Here is an 18276-nt window from a genome sequence, read left to right as displayed (position 1 = left end):
ATAGCAAGCACGCGATTATTTTGTCAGTATGGTAGTGATAATTTGCCTCTCGGGATTACCGTTACGCAATACAACACAGAGTGCGATAATCGCTAAAACCGTACAAACCATAAACATGACCATATAGGACGTAAATTGCACAATAAAGCCCATCAAAAATCCACCCAACCCAAAGCCTAAATCATAGGTAGCTAAAAATAAACCTAGCAAAACATTTCTCGATTCTTTTGGTACAACAAACGACATATATGTAGTAATTGTCGGATATAGCATCGCTGAGGCAAGGCCATTGAAAACAGCGGAAATATAGACAAAAGAACCTATTTCAGGTAAAACAGCAAGCAGCGTTGTGCCCAATATGGAGCTGAAAAGCACACAGGCAATAAATTTCGGATGCCATTGACCATCTGAAGGAATAGAGCGTCGCAATACAAAGCGACTACCCACCACGACCAATGCCTGTAACGTTAAATAAATAGCTGGATTCCCCACTCCCTCAGTCAGCATAAACAATGGTAAAAACGTGGTGATGGCGCCAAAAATAGCAGCACCAAGAACCATAACGATTGCTGATAGGATTAGCCCCTTGTGTTGTTTTGCCCCCTTCATGGCGGCCATCAGCTCTCTTGTTGTCACAACTTCTGTGTCTTCCTTTGCTTTTGGTAAAGGGGAGCCAATAAAAAACAGTAGTGGCAGAAGAGCCAACAAAACCACAAAGATCAATAAATGCTGTCTATCAAATTGCGTCCACAAGAGTAGCGCTACTGCAGGTCCATATAAACCAGGTACAACACTGGATAAGGAATACATCGACATGCCTTGCCCTCGATCATGATCGTGTAAAACATCTGTAATACCTAACTGCATCGCCATAGAAAAGAAAGCGGTGATGATACCCTGTAGGGCTCGTACTAAAAAGACACTATCAATACCAAATATTACATAGATAAGCAGTGCAAGTGCATGGCCAATTAACAGCCATTGCATAATGGTATAAGGGCTATGCTTGGCGACCATTTGGCCAGCAAAAGGTCTTAATAGCATACAAACAAGCATATACATGGCCATCATGGCACCAATTTCGCCCTCCAAGTACCCTCCATCCGCTGCTTCTAATGGAAAAATAACTGTCAACACGGCATTGGCGGTAAAAAAAATAACCGCAAGCCCATATAATTGCATCATGCGAAGGGATAAAGGCTGAAGTTTCATGATACTTGCTCCCCTTGCAACGAAGAAATTTCTTGACGGCTTATAGGTAATCTAGAGGCTAATAAGCGCTGGCTGATCGGATGGGTCATAAATGGAATTTGAGACACATCGTGAAGATATTCCACCACTTCACCATGCTCTACAACAGCTACTTCATCTGCAAACAAACTGACTGCATGTAAATCGTGGGTGATAAATAAGTAACTGAACCCTCTTTCCTGTTGCATTTGTTTCAGTAGTTTTAGGATACTGATTTGTACCAATATATCTAAGCTATTAATGGATTCATCTAAAATGATGAGCTTAGGGTCAGTAGCTATGGCTCGTGCTATGGTCACCCGCTGTAACTGACCACCACTTAATTGATGAGGGTATTTTTGAGCATCTCGCTCCGATAGTCCCACCTGTACTAAAAGTTCCTCTATTTTTTCTAGCCGCTGTTGTTTCGTCAACTGTAAATGACATTTCATTGGCTCTGCAATGATGTCTCGAATCTTCATTTTCGGATTAACAGCGCTGTGACAATCTTGAAAAACGATTTGAATATTTTTTTGTAATTGCTTCTTCTCTTCTTTACATGTCGTTGCTAGATTTATATGATCGAATTCAATGGTGCCGCTATCTGGCTTTTCCAAACCTATTATCAGCTTTCCTAGTGTGGTTTTGCCACTACCGCTCTCTCCAACAATGGCTAAGCAAACTCCTTGCTCCAAGGTGAAAGATATATTTTTCACAGCCTCTATCGTTTCATGTTCCCCAAACCATCTCTTTTTTCGATAGGTTTTAGATACTTGTTGGATTTCTAACATCGGCTTACCTCCTGTCTTACCCAATAATTCGTGTCTAGTTCATATAAGATTCCGTTTGTATCACCTGACCAACTATCCACAAGTTTTTCGAGCTGATCATCCTTCCTTTTGGCTGCGACCAATGCTCTTGTATAGGAATGAACAGGGTTTTGTAATAGACGTTCGGCTGGGCCGTATTCTATGATTATCCCTCTTCGCATAACCACAATTTGCTCTGCCATTCGAGCGATGACGCCAAGATCATGTGACACAATCAGCATCGTTGTCTGATATTGTTGCTGACAATGAGACAATTCCTCTAAAATTTTGAGCTGTGTCATCGTATCAAGGGCTGTCGTTGGCTCATCTGCAAGTAAAAGTTTCGGGCGAAGACTCATGGCAAGGGCAATCATGACACGTTGAAGCATGCCCCCACTTAATTCGTGAGGATATTTTTTTAACATTGTTGAATCGGTCAATTGAAAAAAAGCAAGTTGCTCAGTTGCTATGTGCAATGCTTGTTTTTTACTGAGTGAACGGTGTGCTTGTAATGTTTCAATCATATGCTCTCCTATTGTTAAAATAGGATTAAACATCGCCATAGGATTCTGCAAGATACATGCCACGTCATTGCCGCGAAGACCTCGCAACTGCTGTTCATCCATTTTTATTAAGGAACGCCCTTCCAATAAAATGTCCCCCTCATAGTGTCGGGACTCCCGAAACAGTTGTAAGATGGCATAGCACAGCATCGTTTTACCGCTACCGCTTTCTCCGACAATGCCAAGCGTTGTACCAGTTGGAATATGGAAATCAACATGCTGCACAACCGTTTTCGGTCCATGCGCTGTTTGAAGCGTAATGGATAAATCCTTTATCTCTAACATGGCGTCACCTCTTCTCCTTACATTTTGGCATCCATTGCCGTACGCAATGCATCCCCAAACCAATTAAAAATAAGAACGGTTAATGAGATCATGATGCCTGGTATAAACATAAGCAGTGGCTCACTCATTAAATAGGTTTTACTATCATTAATCATCATGCCCCATTCTGCCATTGGTGCCGTTACACCTAACCCTAAAAACGACAGCTCCGAAATTAAAAGTATTGTTGAGCCAAGCCCGATTAGTTTCAACAATAATATTTGTGGAAAGACAAACGGCAATATATGCCTCATAATAATGGATCGTTTCGGTACACCAGTCACACGTGCATACTGTACATAGGTGCTTTCTTTAAGAGAACGCACCATATTGCGAATAATACGCGCAAAACCTACCCACGACACAAAAATGATTGCCAAAAACATATTTTTAATGCCGCCACCTAGCGCACCCACAATGACCAGGGCAAAAATAAAATCAGGAATGGATAGAAGAACATCACAAATACGCATCAAGACTAAATCAACCAGCCCACCCATGTATCCTGCCAAACACCCTACGATGATGCTAATGATGAATGTAATGAACAGTACGCCAGAGGCTAGCAGCAGAGAGGTGCGTGTACCATATAATAAACGTGATAGCACACATCGCCCCAGATGATCAGTCCCTAAAGGGTAGTGCATAGAAAAACCTTGTAATTTATTGGCTATATCCGTTGTATAAGGATCATGAGGCGCTAACCAAGGAGCAAATAGAGCCATCACCACCAGCACAAGTACGAGTAAACTACTGATGATGAGTGGTAGATTCTTTTTCATTAAAGAGCTCCTCCTTTCAGCCTGACACGTGGATCAACAACAGCACAAAGTATATCTGCTATAAAATTGATGGTGATATACAATCCCCCAATGATGACGATAAAAGCTTGCAGTACAGCGTAGTCCCTTGCCAACATGGCCTCTACAATAAAATGGCCCACGCCTGAAATGGCAAAAACATTCTCAATAATCGCGGCACCACCCAGTAAACCACCACAGGTCATCGCAAGGGATGTGATAAGTTGTGGTAAAATGCCTTTGAAAATATGTTTACGCAAAATAACCGTTTCTTTTACACCTCTTGCACGGGCAAATAGAACATGCGGTTTCTTCATTTCTTCTCTCATGCTTGAACGAATTAACCGAATGTAATAAGGGATAAATCCTAAAGCTAGCGTTATTGAGGGTAAAATGACATGAGCAAAACTCCCCCACCCCATGAGTGGTAAGACGCCCCATTTCAAAGCCACCGTGTAAATGAAGAGAAAGGCCAGCCAAAAACTGGGCATGGAGGCGATTGTAAAGATCGTGGTACGTGTAAACCAATCCAGCCATCCACCGTTTTTTCTTGCAGACCAAATGCCAATGACAAAGCTAGTCACAATGATTATGATCAATGCTGTTGCCGCTAATAGTATTGTCGTCTCAAAACGTTGAAACAGTTCTGTTGCCACTGCCTTTTTCGATACAAAGGATGTTCCAAAATCCAATTGCAGTGCATGGCTGAGCCAATTAAAATATTGTGTCCACACTGGTTGATCAAGACCCATTTCTTGACGCATACTTGTCATGGCTTCTTCAGTAGCTGGAATTTGATTGATTGTAAAATAAGCTTCAACAGGATCAACAGGAATGAAACGAATTAACCCAAAGGCAATGATGGTTATACCAAGCAACGCTAAAAACATACTCGCTAGCCGTTTAACAAAAAATGGCACCATTTTAACTATTTCACCTCATATTGATTGAGTGGCACTTCAAATTGCTGCATAGAAAACGATAAATTGGCTAGACGTTGATTGGCCACCAAATAATTTGTCCGATAAGATAATGGCATGAAAATCGCCTCTTCATGAATCATTTGTAAAATGGCTTCATACAAGCTACGTCTCTCTGATTCATCCGTTGAGCGAATCACTTTCGCAATATTCGCTGCTAATGGTTCTGCTTGTGCTATGCCTTTTAACGCATAATAGCCAATTTGCTTTTCCCCTGTCATCATCCGTAAATACATATGTGGATCATAGGGTGCTCCCCATGTATCATTCATAATGACATTAAACTCACCTGTTTTACTTCGCGTTCGGAAGAGTTGATCTTCTTCTCCAATCAGTTTGACCTCTACACCCAATTCCCGCCATGCGCTCTGTAAATATTCGAAAATAGACTTGTGTACTTGGTCATTACTGTTATACGGAATCGTTATGGTCAATGCTTGACCGTTTTTGGATCGGAACGGTGCCCCTTTTTCAAAGTGCCAACCTGCTTTATCCAATAGTTGCTGCGCCTTTTCTAAATCATAGCTGTAAGAATCAAATTGAATATCACTATATGGAAACCCTGGAGCAAATAATGATTTGGCCTCTTGCTCAATGCCATTTAACACATGTTCAATAATTGTTTGTCGATCAAAAGCATACTGCAGCGCAAGTCTGATATCTTTATCTTGGGTTACACCATAGACTGAGTTGAAAGATAGTATTCTAGTAGAGGAAGGTTCAGAAATCATCGTTTGATATTGTGGATTTTTTTCCAAAGCTCGGAGTTCCTCAGGCGCTAATTGACCACTTCCGAAAATTAAATCAATATCCCCTTTTTCAAGTGCCATCATCCGTGCTTGTGAATCAGGAATGATTTTGACGATCACTTTTTCTAACTTAGGCTTCTCTCCCCAATAATGCTCATTGCGTGTAAACTCAGCAAAATTGTCTTGCTGGTAAGCAGTTAAAATCCAAGGACCTGTTCCAACCGCTTTTTCAATGCCATCTTTGGTTGACCCGCTTGCTGGGAAGCCACTATCCCCTAACATACGTAATGGACGAATCAACGTTAACTCCTGTAAAAATGGATAGTAAGGCTCTTTTAAATGAATCTGTAATTTCAGCTCATCTAAAACTTCTACCCGATCAATGACTGCCACCACTTCTAGCCAACTATGCGGTGCAATATTCTCCACTACGGCTTCGATATTACGTTTAACATTGTCTGCTGTAAGCTTAGAACCGTCTGAATACAACACATTATCTCGTAATGTAAATAGGTAGCGCTTACCATCTTCGGACATTTCCCATGCTGTTGCTAATCCTGGCTCTATTTGTCCGTCATTTCCATAGCGTACAAGCGGATCGTATAACATTGCCTGGGCAAACATTTCATTTGGAGCATACAGATGTGGATTCACTTCTCCAATATCCTTTGGCCAAGACATTGTTAAAACATGCTCTTGTTCACCTTTTGCCTTTTCTTTTTTCGTCTTGTCATCAGATTGTCCGCACGCCACAAGCACACAGACACTCACAATAAATAGGACTAGTAAATTCATTATTTTTCTCAATATACTTTCTCCTTTACACAAATCGTAATGATTACTATTATCATTCAAAATCGAATTTTAAATGATTCAGGACTTTTTGTAAAGTAGATATCCAAAATTAAATTTTACTAGCGGCAAAAACATAAAAAAACACCTCCTCTGCTCATGGAACAAAGAAAGTGCCTTATTTCTTAATAGAGTGCTATTTTAGTATGCAATAGCTCATGTAGTTCATGTAATTTTTTAATTTCATAATGCGGTTCAATACCACTCGTATTTTCAATATTGCGGATGTTAAACCAGCATGTATCGATACCTGACAGCAATCCGCCTTTTATGTCTGATGTCAAAGAATCGCCGACAATAAGCGTTTTCGCTTTATCAAAATGCTCAATGCGTTCAAATACATAATCAAAAAAGGCAGGCATTGGTTTTTGATAGCCCGTTTGCTCGGAGATAAAGATGCCTTTAAAATATTGCGCTAAATCAGCATCCACTAGTCGTTTATTCTGTGTCAGCGTTACGCCATTTGATACGACATACAAATGATAGTGATTAGCTAGTTGAGCGATAACTTCATAAGCCCCCTCTACATAATGATGTGCTTCCTGTAAGTATTTTTGGAATAAAGATTCAAAATAGACGCCATCGACCTCCATCCCAAATTCTTTTAAAGCAACCGCAAATCTTGTATTATGTAGTGTATTTTTTGTCACTTCCCCACGCTCAAATGCTCGCCACATCGATTCATTAATTTCTTTGTAGCGCGCAATCATCTCGGGTGTAGTTGCTATCTTTTCCTCTTTAAACATGCGGTCAAGTGCTGCATTTTCAGCTAAATCAAAATCTAGCAATGTATCATCTACGTCAAACAATAATATCTCATATTTCGTCATGTTCATTCCCACTTTCTTCGATGCATTGTGACTATTTACTCTATATTATGATAACGTGTTTTATAAAAAATAACAGTAAAATGTCCTATGACAGAATATTAGGACATGTATGCGCTTTATATACATGTTTATCAGTCCATTGAAACAGAGGAACTTTTTCCTATATTGGGTAAAAAAATATTCGTCTAGACCTAAAATAGCCCGTTATGCAATTTCATATTTGAAAATATTGATGAATATGAGACAATAGAATGCTAGAAAGGAAGATGTACGAAAGATGACAACCCTACAAAAAATAACGCCTGTCTTTGATCCATGGGAAGCTTATTTAGATGTGGAACAACATGGACATATGACGCTCTCTAATATTGAATTTACAACAACAACACTTTGTAATATGCGCTGCGCACACTGTGCAGTAGGCTATACATTACAAAATAAAGACCCTGAGGCATTACCAATTGAAATAATTCTAAAACGCTTAGATGAAATACCCCATTTAAAAACACTCAGCATTACTGGTGGGGAAACTCTTTTGTTAAACCTATAAATAGTTTTACTTGAGCAAAAAATTCGCCAATTTCTTGAAAACTCAAGGATTTCACTAATCGTATAGCGAATTTACAAAGTAATTTCTCCTTCTCTCACTTTGATTATCCGCAAGAATCAATTAAAACCCTCATGCACAAAATTCATTAATTCACTATTTTACTCCCTGATTAATTTCTTAATTGTAAAATTCGATTGATTTTATTAATCAGAATATCGGCCAGTCCAGTTACTTTCTCACATCATTGAAAACGTTGATAAATTAAACCATTTGTGAAAATAAATTGTATTGAGCAAAATAAAAAAACACTTAAAAATATAAAGTGTTAAGTGATTTATTATGACCTGAGATTTTGTTTTCAAAATTTCTTGAATAATAGCTGCTACCTTAGTCTTCCTTCTCAATACTCTTTTAATCTATAACTTTATATAAAAAAATAAAACTCAACTAAACAGATTAGTTGAGCTTATTGTGCAATATCTTAATGTGGTCTATCCTTTTTAAAGATGTAATTAAAGTAGTCTCTCTAACCTAGATTAACCCTAAATAACTTGCTAAATCGCTGCTTTTATTTTGATTATAATTCTTTATCCAATCATGTAGATTTTTAATCATAAAAGAGGGCTCTATTATTGATAATAAATCAATAAAATGTTCATCAGATAGTTTACTTAAAATAATTCTATTATCTCTTGTATATTCTCTTTGTTTTAACTTTATTGCCATTTCCTCTTGAGATATATCATTGTGAATATAACCTTTTTGTTTTCTAAACTCTTTATACACAAAAAACATTTCCATATTATCCACATTCACAAACCTATCTATTGACACTTTCTGCTTTGAATCATTAATAGTCACTTCCGTATATATGGCTTCATATAAATCCCTAAGGGGCTTATTTTTATACTCCTTACTTAGTTGATATAATACATTAACCTCATATCTCGACGGCTGTGAAAACTTAAATGTATTTATAAATGTGATTTCCCTTAAAAATGTTCCCTTCCTTTTTTCTATAAAGGATTTAATGACCTTTGTTTGAACTTCATCATCTTGATTAGTTAAATATAATGCTGCGAAATATTCCTGAAAAGATCTGTGAATGAATTTAAATTGACTACCTTCTTTAATCAATAAACATACACTTTTTTCTAAATCATTTAAATATTTTATAGGATCAATCCCACCATACCCTAATTTCTTTAAAGAATTAGATAAATATATCAATAATTCTTCTTCTGTAAAATCATAATCATTATTATAATATGAATTAAAAGAAAAGAAAGTTAGAACATCTTTGAATCCTTCTCTATTTAAATTACAAATAATTTCCCTTTGATACGAACCTTTAGAAGCATCATGTTGATAGAATAAAGTATTAAAAGCTTTATCATAAAAATCATGTAAATTTTTTGGAATGCTTGCATTATCTTTATATGTGACTAACATTATAGTTAATAATAATGGTACAGAAGCAAATTCTGTATATGTATCATATAAGTTCCCTTCAAGGACTGTAATAAATTGTTCTTTTAAATTTTGATCATCTAAATCTAACTTATTAATCAATGAAATCGATTGACTCTTAGATAGCGTACAAATATCAGTTTCGATAAATGAGTGCCAATTTTGAAATTCTACAGAAGGTCTTGAGGATACAACTATCTTACAATTATCATATTTAATACTAAAATCTTTAATCTCAGTTTCTAGAAATCCCGCAGTATTTCTATCTAACTCATCAAAACCGTCAAGTAATAAGATAACATTTCCTTGTTTTAAGGCAAAGTCAAATACCTCTTTGGAGATATTCAATCCATAAAGTTGAGTGTAGTCATATAAATATTCTTCAAAATTATAATTAGTATTCTTTTTGAATTTTTTTTCAAACTCTCTAAATTCTACAAAAAGTGGCAAAGCATACTTTTCTTCAATACAAGTTAAAAATAAGTATCTCATTAGTGTACTCTTCCCCATTCCACCAATTCCTGAGACTATAATACGATTACCCAAAGAGTTAATTAATTCTTCAATTTTAGTTGTATTATATACTATTTCCTCAAATCGAATATTTAAAGGTTCATAAAAAGATTTTAAATCTTTCGAAACATTTTTATAAATTAACGTTTTTATTTTTGTATTTTTTTCATAAGAGTAATTTAAATATCCTTCAAATTCATTTTCTAACTCCGTTTGTCGAGCTATATCTGATTTCCCCCAGATTGATTTAGCACCATTGAAAAGATCAACAACCAAAGATTTGGAAAGTTCTGCTATAACAGTTGTAATAACCGTAGTTGTCATTGGTTCCATTTAATCACCTCATAAAAATAATTAGTAATATTGAATGCATTTATAGCTTTTTCTAAATCAGAAAAATACCTTAAATAAAACTTCGGTACATAATGCTGTCATGCTGTCATGCTGTCTATTTTTCTCTGTCTTCACTGTAATTGCTCTTATCCTCTTCCTTCTCTAATATTATTCTATTTACAATTACATCCAATTAACCTTCTCATTACTCTTTTAATCTAAAACTATTATATAAATTAGTTGCAATTTTTTCTATATTATATATTTCTTCACACTCAACCTTTGACGTTTGTCTTAATAAAAGTTAAACTAACCTATAACTCTTAAACGAACTAAGTCCCATTTAAAATCAATCAACTCCTAGTATTTATATTTATATGATACTTTTTGTTTTAACTAATAAGCACCAAATAATTACATGCTAGGAAATGAGGGAATTATTTGACGCTTTATAATTTTGCTCCGATAAAAAAGCACAACAAAGATATAAGACTACTCGTGATCCTTTAATAATTCAGGCTCACACTATTCCAATACCTAGACAGAAAGAAACCATCTGTTTTGAAACAAAGTTTGATCAAAACAGTTGGTTCTTTATTTATCTATTTGGTTTTTATAAAAAAGTTTGATTATTTCGGGATGGGAATATTCAATTAAAGCACCCGTTAGAACTTGAGAAAAATCTGATTAGTTTGTGTTTTATTTAGTGACACTCAAGGATGCACTAGAAGTTAATGCTGAAACTGATTTCAGAATAAACCGCCTTATAAACTAATACATATTACCTTTCCATTTCTTGGTGAAAACTTCACAAATTATAGTGTAATAAAGTACGAGCATAAAAATATTACGCCTGACGAATTTGGAAAGCTAAGTAAGTAAGTTTGTTGATAGAAAGGGTACAAATTCTAACTTTTAAGCGTATCTCTCCAACGCCATCTAGCTAAAATTTTAAAGCACCCCTAAATTGAATCTTTTTAATGCACCGAAGTTCATTTTTATGATTTTTGGGGAAGAAAGTGGTTCTTAACTTGATCCGGCAAAAAAACAAACAGGAATGACTATTAAGTCATTCCTGTTCCTTAAAGAAACCTTCTATGGTAGCAGCAACTTCCATGAATTCTTCAACTTGAACGCTAGAAGTTAATAATTCTCCGATTATATTTTTCCACTGTAAATTTACACTATCCCAGTTATCATCCCAATTATCAGTAATATGTTTATAGGCTTTAAAAGGTTTATCACGACTTGGTGAATCATATCCTAAAATATCTTCTATACACTCTTCTAACATTATTCTCTTATGTTTATTTTCATCACCCAAGGCTTCAAGTATAGGATCATTAAATTGAGATGCCCTTGGCGTATTAATATCCCTATCATGAATAACATAAGGATTAATTCCTAAGGCTCTAAGATATTTCACTAGGGAAATAATTATTGCCTTACCTCTAGCTTTTACAATTTCCCAATCATATGAGATTATTTTTCTTAATTCTTCAGGCATTCTTGAGATAGTTTCTTTAATAACAACTTCCTCAGTATCTCCTTCTATAATCAGAACATTTTTTGCAAAAAATACCTTCGCAATACTATCATCAACTTTTAGTAGCATTTTAACATAACTTTTGTCATCACTTACCAATTCTTTAAATGCTTGACCTACATTAAAAGGATTTGCCATTACTTTATCTATAAAGAAATCTGTTTCTTTATACTTTGATCTTACTGTATAAAGAGAATTTAAAACTTGAGACGAATTTTTACTTAAATCAATCATATAAGGAGAGTGAGTAGTCGCTACAATTTGATTATTAAGATCAGATGACAATTCATAAATAGTATCTCTCATTTGTTGAGAAGCTTTAGGATGTAAATAAATCTCTGGTTCTTCAAAGGCAATTAATAAAGGTCTCACATACTCATTATTATGTCGTTTAAGATTATTTTCCCTCATACTTCTATATCTTAACATTGCAAAAATTGAAGATCTAATAACACCAGCACCTTGATTATCAACACTAGTATTTACATTACTTCCTAACTGAATATCAAATTTAGGAGTTATAACTTCATCAGGATTAGAAAGGTTTGCTTGAGCAAGGAAAGTTGTCTCTGGAAATACATCACCAACCACCTTATTCAGTCCAGAAAGCAATTGAGCGAATTCACTTTCTTCATCATTAGGATCTAACTCTTTTGCTAATTCCTCCAAATAATATTGTGCTTTTTCGAAATTTGAAGATGAGTTTCTTACATCTTCAAATAAACTATTCAAGGTTGTTATCAAAGCTCCTTTGTTTCCTGAAAGTTCCTCAGTTTTAGCTTGGTCAGGTATTAGCAGAAATTTAGGCAATTTAGTTAATACATTAACAGAAATTCCTCCTGGATTTACAAACCATATAGTTTCACTTTTATCAGCATCAAACAACTGTTCAGGAGCAATATCTTCTAGTTCTTTTAACATATTATCTGTAACTTTTTGAGTTTTGGCTTTACCAATGAAAAACTTCTCAGCATCTTCTTCACTTAAACCAGCATCTATGTAATCTTGAACTTTACTACAAGTTAAAAATTGTGCTTTCAATTCGAGTTTATATTGTTGCATTTCTATTATAGGGGCCTGTAAGTCTAATTTATATGTTTTACGATAATAGATTTTATAGCCTGTTTCATTAGAATCTTCAGGAACGTCATACTCAAATAAACGTTGTCTATTAAACCCTTTCCATTCTAAAGATTCAATGGGTACGTCTCTAAATTCAGCAGTAATTACAACTTCATCCGTTAATCTTTGATTTTCTTTATTTTCATTTAAAATACAAAAATAATCATGCTCCGGAATCTTTTTCTTATCTGTCAGTAAATAATCTAAAGCTTTTAAAATTGAACTTTTACCAACATTATTAGATCCTATCAAAAAAGTAGTGTCTGAAAATAGAATTTCTGTTTTTGTATGCCTACGAAAACCTTCAATACAAATAGAATGCAACTTCATATTAATCCATATCCCCTTTATTGTTAGATAATTACAATAAATAAATTATACAGGATAAATGAGGAAAAAGGATAAATATCTGTAATTAATATAAAAACAGACCACAGTTTATACTACTTGGTCTGTTCTAGCAGTAAAAAATTATATAATATATATCGCGAAAAAACCTCCAATGGTTATTCCAAAGGAGGTCTTCAATATCATTATTTAACTGAACCACTAATAAATGTTTTATCAGGATAATACATATTCTTTACAATTACATTTGCACCTAAACATTTTACTGCTGGACAGTGACAATTAATTGATTTAGAAATATTTGAATCTAACCATCGCTCGTAAATTTGAGGTAATGATTCATTTTTAATATTTCCGAAAGCCGAACCATCATCCGAAAAATCTGTAACCGATATATCCCCTGTGAAAATATTTAAATTCATTCTTGATCGTCCATCAACATCATTTCTGATTGTTATATTATGTTCATTATTGATTCGCTTGATTAACGCTAAATCTCGCTCATCTTGACTACAAGGGTAAAATGGCAATGTACCGAACAATACCCATATGTCTTTATTTCTATAATCAAGAATTTCATTCACGACTTTTCTGTATTCATCCAAACTGATAACTTCTAAATTTTCAGCGAAGTCACTGGCATACATAGGATGAATCTCATGACGCTTACATAACATTTCATTAGCTACTTCATTATGAATTTTCTCCATATGTGGGACAGTGTTACGATTTAACATTGTTTCAGCAGATACAAACATTCCACCTTTTGAAAGTTCCCTAGCATTGTCGAAAATATTACGGTATAAATTCCCTCTATATTCAATTGACGGTTTCTTGTCCATCATAGCGAAGCCTGTTTCAACAAATTCTTTTTCGTCACACCAGTTATGCGATATGTGCATAACATCTAGATAAGGAGCAATTAATTCGTAATGAGACATAGGTAAAGTTAAGTTCGAATTAATTTGCGTCTTAATCCCCCTACCCTTAGCATATTTCAAAAGTGGTAACAAATTATCCTTTATACCCTTTTTAGTCATTAAAGGTTCTCCACCTGTAAAACTCATTGTACGTAAAGTTTTAACCTCATCTAACTTGCGAATAATTTCTTCTGCAGGTATTGCTGGTAATTCTTTCGTTAATAATGTGTAGCCAACTGCACAATGCGAACATCTCATATTACATAAATGCGTTGTAGTAAATTCAATATTTGATAAAGTTAATTTCCCATACCTATCAATGTCATGGTAACTTTCCCATTCATCATGCGCTTTCTGTACTGTAAACATAAAAAACTTCCTTTCCATGCTTATAATTTTCGCACAGATAAAATAATTTTTAAAGTGTTATCTAATTATAAATTATCTCGAAATCGAACTTACTCTTTATTAGAATCTTTTTTATTATTTTGTTTACATCTGCTCTATTTCTGACAACTATATTCGTATCCTCTTTTATCTTCTCTCCAATTAATATTTCTTGCGTTGCTTTGTAATTACAAGGAGTTAAGTGATATCCTTTAGTTTTCGATTTACAGTAAACAGGCGATGTAATCGTTACCGATTTTGGTGACACACCAGCCCTTGGCAATATTGTACATGATGAACTACCATTGATCTTTGACAAATGGATGGCTACTGACTTGGCGAAATCGCTTAACTGCCATTGTCCAGCTGTCAAATGCTTAGGGCCAAATGTACTAGTAAAAAACATGTATTATCAAGATGCCGCATTTGTAAGTGGCTCTGCTCGCATATAAGTTAATTTATAAATAGAGAAACTCCATGTTGAACAAAGACTGATCAACATGGAGTTTCTTTTTTCATATAGAGCGATAAATCGTAGGTTATACCTGCTCTTTAATGTGTAGTATATAATTGTTCGATAGTAAGTGAGGAATCCGCCTCTTGATTTTTTTTGTCTTCGGAGATGATTTTCCCTTCATAAATCAATTCACCTGTTTTTAAATCAACGATAGACAACCACTGTCCGTCAGAAACTCGATACACTAAATAAAATTTACCATCTGTTATACGTAAAAAAGGAGCATCCTTCTCACTCGTAATGCTTGAATATTGAAGGGTAAAAGGTTTATCCCACAGTTTTTTTTCAATATGATAACGATGCAGCGTTAAACCATTAGCTGAATAAACAGGAATGAATATTGTTTCTTCATGAATATGCATTGCCTTCCGATAGGGTTTTAATTCTTCTGGAATAATCCATTCCTCTACTTCATTCTTGGCATTGTTATAAAGATAAATTTGACTAGAGATAACTTCTGGTTCAATATCTTCTTTTCGATCACTGTATTTTTCCACCATATATAAATAATAATTTTCGTTTTGAATCGTATTGTTTTCATTAAAAATACGGATATTGGATGTGCCTCTTTCGTCTGACACTAATTCTGCAAGGATGGAGTCCCTTTCTAATTCCTTGCTGTTTTCATCAATCGTATAGATATGCAACTCTTCCCTACCTTTTACAAGATAGTTTGCTGATAAATAGTTAGTTGTTAATATATTTATTTTTCCATTCCCTACGTAGACGTCATTCACAATAACCCAATCATAGCTTGGTTGGACTGGTATATCGATTTTAAAGAAAGAACTGTCATTTGTATTTTTATCAAGTGTATCGATTTGAAGAGTCAATACATTGCCTTTAGCTTCTTTTCGACCATCATCTAGAAACGTTGTGTAAATCAAACGTGCTTTGTCTTCAAAATATTTTCTTGGATCAAATTCTTTCCCTCGCATAAAATTACGGTGTTCATCAATATATTTCCGAAGAATCATAGGCTCATTCGGGGCAATCAAATCTCTAAAAAAAGACTGATTATTTGGATTTGTGGAACCATCCTTTGATATGTACAACATATGATAAAATTCATTACTCTTATAACTTGTTTGTAGAATAAGATTTTCAATTTCTTCCTTGTTTCCGCTGATCGTTTCAATTTTAAAGGATCTATCATTTTTGGAAGCCATTGCTGTTTTTTGGATATAGTAAGAACTGATTATTGCCACGATTAAGATACTAATACATATTATTTTCCAATATTTTTTCATTGTTATACCTCCTCTAGACCCTGATTTTATATTTTAGTAAATGATTCGCAATCCAAATGGCACTTCCTAAAACGATCATGCTTGCTACCACTACCATTAAGAAAATTTCAAGTGGATAAAAATAGTTTGTATAGAAGTTAACGAAGAAGATTGGAGCATAAAAGACAACGAGTGACAACAATCCATAAAAAATTGCACCAAAAATACCTTTTAAACCATAACTTCGCTCAATTAAAATGGCCGTAAATATTACTGCTACGAAAAGTAACCCAACTGCATATACCAGGATAAACTCTGTAAAGGTAGTCGGATACAGCCACCTCCACATATTTAGAGTAGAACTAGAATAAATTGAAAAATTTGATTGGAAATCTATTGGTATCATGCTATTGACAATTTGTTTTTCCATCAAAATTAGCAATATTTGCAAGGCAATCAATCCAAGAACCAGAAGCATAATGGTTGTTAATTTAGCAAAATAAATAACCATTCTTTCTGTTGGCAACATTAATAATCTGTAAATGAATGTATTTTTACCAAACCAATCTCGATACCAAATAAAGAAAACATAAATCATCAGCATGGCGATACATAAAAAGATTGGCAGCAGAAACCATTCCGAATCAGTGAATTGATCAAAAGAAAAAGTCCCATATTGCTCCTTATACTGGTTCATAGATAACTGTTTTTCAGCCATCATCTGTTTGGCATTTTTCATATAGGTTTGTGAGATGATCCATGCTCCAATAAGCTGACTAAGAATGGTCAAGCCAATTAAAATTAAATACAATTTAAAAAAGCGATTTACTTCAAAATTGACAAGTTTTAAATAGTTTTTCATGCTCGATATACCTCCCTCATCACATCAACAACTGATTTCCCTTCATTCTCACGTACTTCCTCCACGCTAAATTCCCTCAATACTGCCCCGTCATCGATAAGGACTGCTTTATCAATCAGATGTTCAATATCAGTAATTTCATGCGTTGTTATAATAACACCACGTTCTTCAATTAAATGGCTTGTAAATACTTCTGCAATCTGTTCACGAGAGAAAATATCAATACCAGAGAATGGTTCATCCATCAGTAAGTAATCGACATCCAGTGACAAACCTAGTAGCATATTCACTTTCGCTGTATTTCCTTTCGATAAGTTAGCAATTCGTTCAGTCGGATCAAGTTTAAAAAATTGCAGTAAATCTTCTGCCCTCTGAGGATTCCAGCTTTTATAAAAATCAGCCATGAACGCAAAAGCTTCACAGATTTTCATTTGTGGCAACATCGTTATCGTGTCTGGGATGAAGGTGATTTTTTCAAAACTTTTTTTTTGTGATTTTTTCTCCATCAATTAAAATTTCACCGCTATTAATTGGTGTGAGCGCCATAATAGCTTTCATAACTGTCGTCTTTCCTACGCCATTTATCCCGATTAAACAAGTAATCTCCCCTTTTTCTGCAGTAAAAGAAAAGTCTTTTAAAACCTGTTTCCTGCCGTACTTCTTCTTCACATTTTTTACTTCAATCATTTCGATTCCTCCGCTTCTCCGCTTTCGGCATCATGTTTTTTCTTTACGAGTTCCAACACTTCTGCTAACGGCACATCGATGGATTTAATAGAGCCTAAAAATAAGTCAACCGCTTCGATAATCAATTCCTCACGGACATTTTTAAGTACCGCTTCATCTTTTGTAATGCAGCTAGGCATATTCCCCTCTGTAAAAATCAATCCTTGTTCCTCCATTTCCTTATAAGCTCGTTGTGCAGTATTAGGGTTAATCTTTAACTGATTGGCTAATTCCCTTCTGGATGGAATTTCCTGGCCAGGCTCATAAAATCCCTTGGCAATTTGTTCTTTCAAATGCCGAATCACTTGGACATACACCGGGTCCCGATTATTAAAATTTATAGTCAATTAACTCAACTCCTCAAAAATTAAATTCATGTATTAACCACTTAATACACAGTGTGCATAATGATGGGTTGCACCTATCATGGACATATTGTTTTTCAGTGTATTAATCACTTAATACACTGGCATTAAAAAAACGTATTAAACAGTTAATACACTTCTTGAAATGTATTATATGCTTAATACACATTTTAAGTCAATCATTTTTATGGAAATCACAACCATTTGTGAAAGATATAAGAAAATACTATTCAAACTAACTACAGCAGGTC

13 protein-coding genes and 4 pseudogenes are annotated in these 18276 nt (G+C 34.7%); 2 read left to right on the top strand and 15 right to left on the bottom strand.

Annotated features, from left to right (window positions below; translation table 11 throughout):
* Positions 1-15: 15 nt before the first annotated feature.
* The 7 genes from cntE to ACEVFT_RS00340 all read right to left on the bottom strand — a co-directional run bounded on the left by cntE (position 16) and on the right by ACEVFT_RS00340 (position 7137).
* Positions 16-1212, bottom strand: a complete 1197-nt coding sequence (gene cntE / locus ACEVFT_RS00370; protein ID WP_205444074.1) for a staphylopine family metallophore export MFS transporter CntE — start codon at positions 1210-1212, stop codon at positions 16-18.
* Positions 1209-2021, bottom strand: a complete 813-nt coding sequence (locus tag ACEVFT_RS00365; RefSeq protein ID WP_393947532.1) for an ABC transporter ATP-binding protein — start codon at positions 2019-2021, stop codon at positions 1209-1211. Before ACEVFT_RS00365 ends, cntE begins: the two co-directional genes overlap by 4 nt.
* Positions 2015-2887, bottom strand: a complete 873-nt coding sequence (locus ACEVFT_RS00360; protein ID WP_393947530.1) for an ABC transporter ATP-binding protein — start codon at positions 2885-2887, stop codon at positions 2015-2017. Before ACEVFT_RS00360 ends, ACEVFT_RS00365 begins: the two co-directional genes overlap by 7 nt.
* 17 nt (positions 2888-2904) lie before the next feature.
* Positions 2905-3708, bottom strand: coding sequence for an ABC transporter permease (locus ACEVFT_RS00355; RefSeq protein ID WP_205444077.1), 804 nt, complete (start codon positions 3706-3708; stop codon positions 2905-2907).
* On the bottom strand, positions 3708-4649 hold the full coding sequence (locus tag ACEVFT_RS00350) for an ABC transporter permease (protein ID WP_205444078.1): 942 nt from the start codon (positions 4647-4649) through the stop codon (positions 3708-3710). The genes ACEVFT_RS00355 and ACEVFT_RS00350 overlap by 1 nt, the downstream gene beginning before the upstream one ends.
* A 5-nt stretch (positions 4650-4654) precedes the next feature.
* Complete coding sequence (gene nikA / locus ACEVFT_RS00345; RefSeq protein ID WP_393947528.1) at positions 4655-6262, bottom strand: nickel ABC transporter substrate-binding protein; 1608 nt, start codon at positions 6260-6262, stop codon at positions 4655-4657.
* A gap of 170 nt (positions 6263-6432) precedes the next feature.
* A complete protein-coding gene (locus tag ACEVFT_RS00340; RefSeq protein ID WP_205444080.1) occupies positions 6433-7137 on the bottom strand; it encodes a YjjG family noncanonical pyrimidine nucleotidase in 705 nt (234 codons plus the stop codon).
* Between the two features lie 277 nt (positions 7138-7414).
* Between ACEVFT_RS00340 and ACEVFT_RS00335 the strand changes: the two are divergent.
* A pseudogene (locus ACEVFT_RS00335) lies at positions 7415-7675 on the top strand (radical SAM protein); the annotation flags it as partial.
* 543 nt (positions 7676-8218) lie between these two features.
* Here ACEVFT_RS00335 and ACEVFT_RS00330 read toward each other — a convergent pair.
* The 4 genes and pseudogenes from ACEVFT_RS00330 to yfkAB all read right to left on the bottom strand — a co-directional run bounded on the left by ACEVFT_RS00330 (position 8219) and on the right by yfkAB (position 14308).
* On the bottom strand, positions 8219-10003 hold the full coding sequence (locus ACEVFT_RS00330; protein WP_393947527.1) for an NACHT domain-containing protein: 1785 nt from the start codon (positions 10001-10003) through the stop codon (positions 8219-8221).
* Positions 9991-10089, bottom strand: a pseudogene (locus ACEVFT_RS00325) (hypothetical protein); the annotation flags it as partial. The pseudogene ACEVFT_RS00325 and the gene ACEVFT_RS00330, both read right to left, overlap by 13 nt.
* A gap of 983 nt (positions 10090-11072) precedes the next feature.
* On the bottom strand, positions 11073-13001 hold the full coding sequence (locus tag ACEVFT_RS00320) for an AAA family ATPase (RefSeq protein ID WP_393947525.1): 1929 nt from the start codon (positions 12999-13001) through the stop codon (positions 11073-11075).
* Between the two features lie 203 nt (positions 13002-13204).
* Positions 13205-14308, bottom strand: a complete 1104-nt coding sequence (gene yfkAB / locus ACEVFT_RS00315) for a radical SAM/CxCxxxxC motif protein YfkAB (RefSeq protein WP_393947524.1) — start codon at positions 14306-14308, stop codon at positions 13205-13207.
* Positions 14309-14559: 251 nt separating this feature from the next.
* Here yfkAB and ACEVFT_RS00310 point away from each other — a divergent pair.
* Positions 14560-14778: pseudogene (locus tag ACEVFT_RS00310) on the top strand (radical SAM/CxCxxxxC motif protein YfkAB); the annotation flags it as partial.
* Between the two features lie 100 nt (positions 14779-14878).
* On the opposite strand, the gene ACEVFT_RS00305 reads toward ACEVFT_RS00310, so the two are convergent.
* The 4 genes and pseudogenes from ACEVFT_RS00305 to ACEVFT_RS00290 all read right to left on the bottom strand — a co-directional run bounded on the left by ACEVFT_RS00305 (position 14879) and on the right by ACEVFT_RS00290 (position 18007).
* Entirely contained in the window at positions 14879-16093 is a 1215-nt protein-coding gene (locus ACEVFT_RS00305; RefSeq protein ID WP_393947523.1) for a hypothetical protein, read from the bottom strand.
* Between the two features lie 13 nt (positions 16094-16106).
* Positions 16107-16934, bottom strand: a complete 828-nt coding sequence (locus ACEVFT_RS00300) for a hypothetical protein (RefSeq protein ID WP_393947521.1) — start codon at positions 16932-16934, stop codon at positions 16107-16109.
* Positions 16931-17621, bottom strand: a pseudogene (locus tag ACEVFT_RS00295) (ABC transporter ATP-binding protein). Before ACEVFT_RS00295 ends, ACEVFT_RS00300 begins: the two are co-directional and overlap by 4 nt.
* Positions 17618-18007 carry a GntR family transcriptional regulator gene (locus ACEVFT_RS00290; RefSeq protein WP_004230719.1) on the bottom strand — a complete coding sequence of 130 codons (390 nt, stop codon included), beginning with the start codon at positions 18005-18007 and terminating at the stop codon, positions 17618-17620. Before ACEVFT_RS00290 ends, ACEVFT_RS00295 begins: the two are co-directional and overlap by 4 nt.
* Positions 18008-18276: the final 269 nt, after the last annotated feature.

The sequence above is a fragment of the Lysinibacillus sp. PWR01 genome (assembly GCF_043359455.1).
GTDB classification, from domain to species: domain Bacteria; phylum Bacillota; class Bacilli; order Bacillales_A; family Planococcaceae; genus Lysinibacillus; species Lysinibacillus fusiformis_F.
Note: the sequence above shows the minus strand (reverse complement) of the source record. Positions and strands in the feature narration are given on the sequence as shown.

Coding starts and splice junctions, on each gene's coding strand:
- cntE (WP_205444074.1), bottom strand. CDS start 1,212: ATGAAACTTCAGCCTTTATCCCTTCGCATGATGCAATTATATGGGCTT.
- ACEVFT_RS00365 (WP_393947532.1), bottom strand. CDS start 2,021: ATGTTAGAAATCCAACAAGTATCTAAAACCTATCGAAAAAAGAGATGG.
- ACEVFT_RS00360 (WP_393947530.1), bottom strand. CDS start 2,887: ATGTTAGAGATAAAGGATTTATCCATTACGCTTCAAACAGCGCATGGA.
- ACEVFT_RS00355 (WP_205444077.1), bottom strand. CDS start 3,708: ATGAAAAAGAATCTACCACTCATCATCAGTAGTTTACTCGTACTTGTG.
- ACEVFT_RS00350 (WP_205444078.1), bottom strand. CDS start 4,649: ATGGTGCCATTTTTTGTTAAACGGCTAGCGAGTATGTTTTTAGCGTTG.
- ACEVFT_RS00340 (WP_205444080.1), bottom strand. CDS start 7,137: ATGACGAAATATGAGATATTATTGTTTGACGTAGATGATACATTGCTA.
- ACEVFT_RS00330 (WP_393947527.1), bottom strand. CDS start 10,003: ATGGAACCAATGACAACTACGGTTATTACAACTGTTATAGCAGAACTT.
- ACEVFT_RS00320 (WP_393947525.1), bottom strand. CDS start 13,001: ATGAAGTTGCATTCTATTTGTATTGAAGGTTTTCGTAGGCATACAAAA.
- yfkAB (WP_393947524.1), bottom strand. CDS start 14,308: ATGTTTACAGTACAGAAAGCGCATGATGAATGGGAAAGTTACCATGAC.
- ACEVFT_RS00305 (WP_393947523.1), bottom strand. CDS start 16,093: ATGAAAAAATATTGGAAAATAATATGTATTAGTATCTTAATCGTGGCA.
- ACEVFT_RS00300 (WP_393947521.1), bottom strand. CDS start 16,934: ATGAAAAACTATTTAAAACTTGTCAATTTTGAAGTAAATCGCTTTTTT.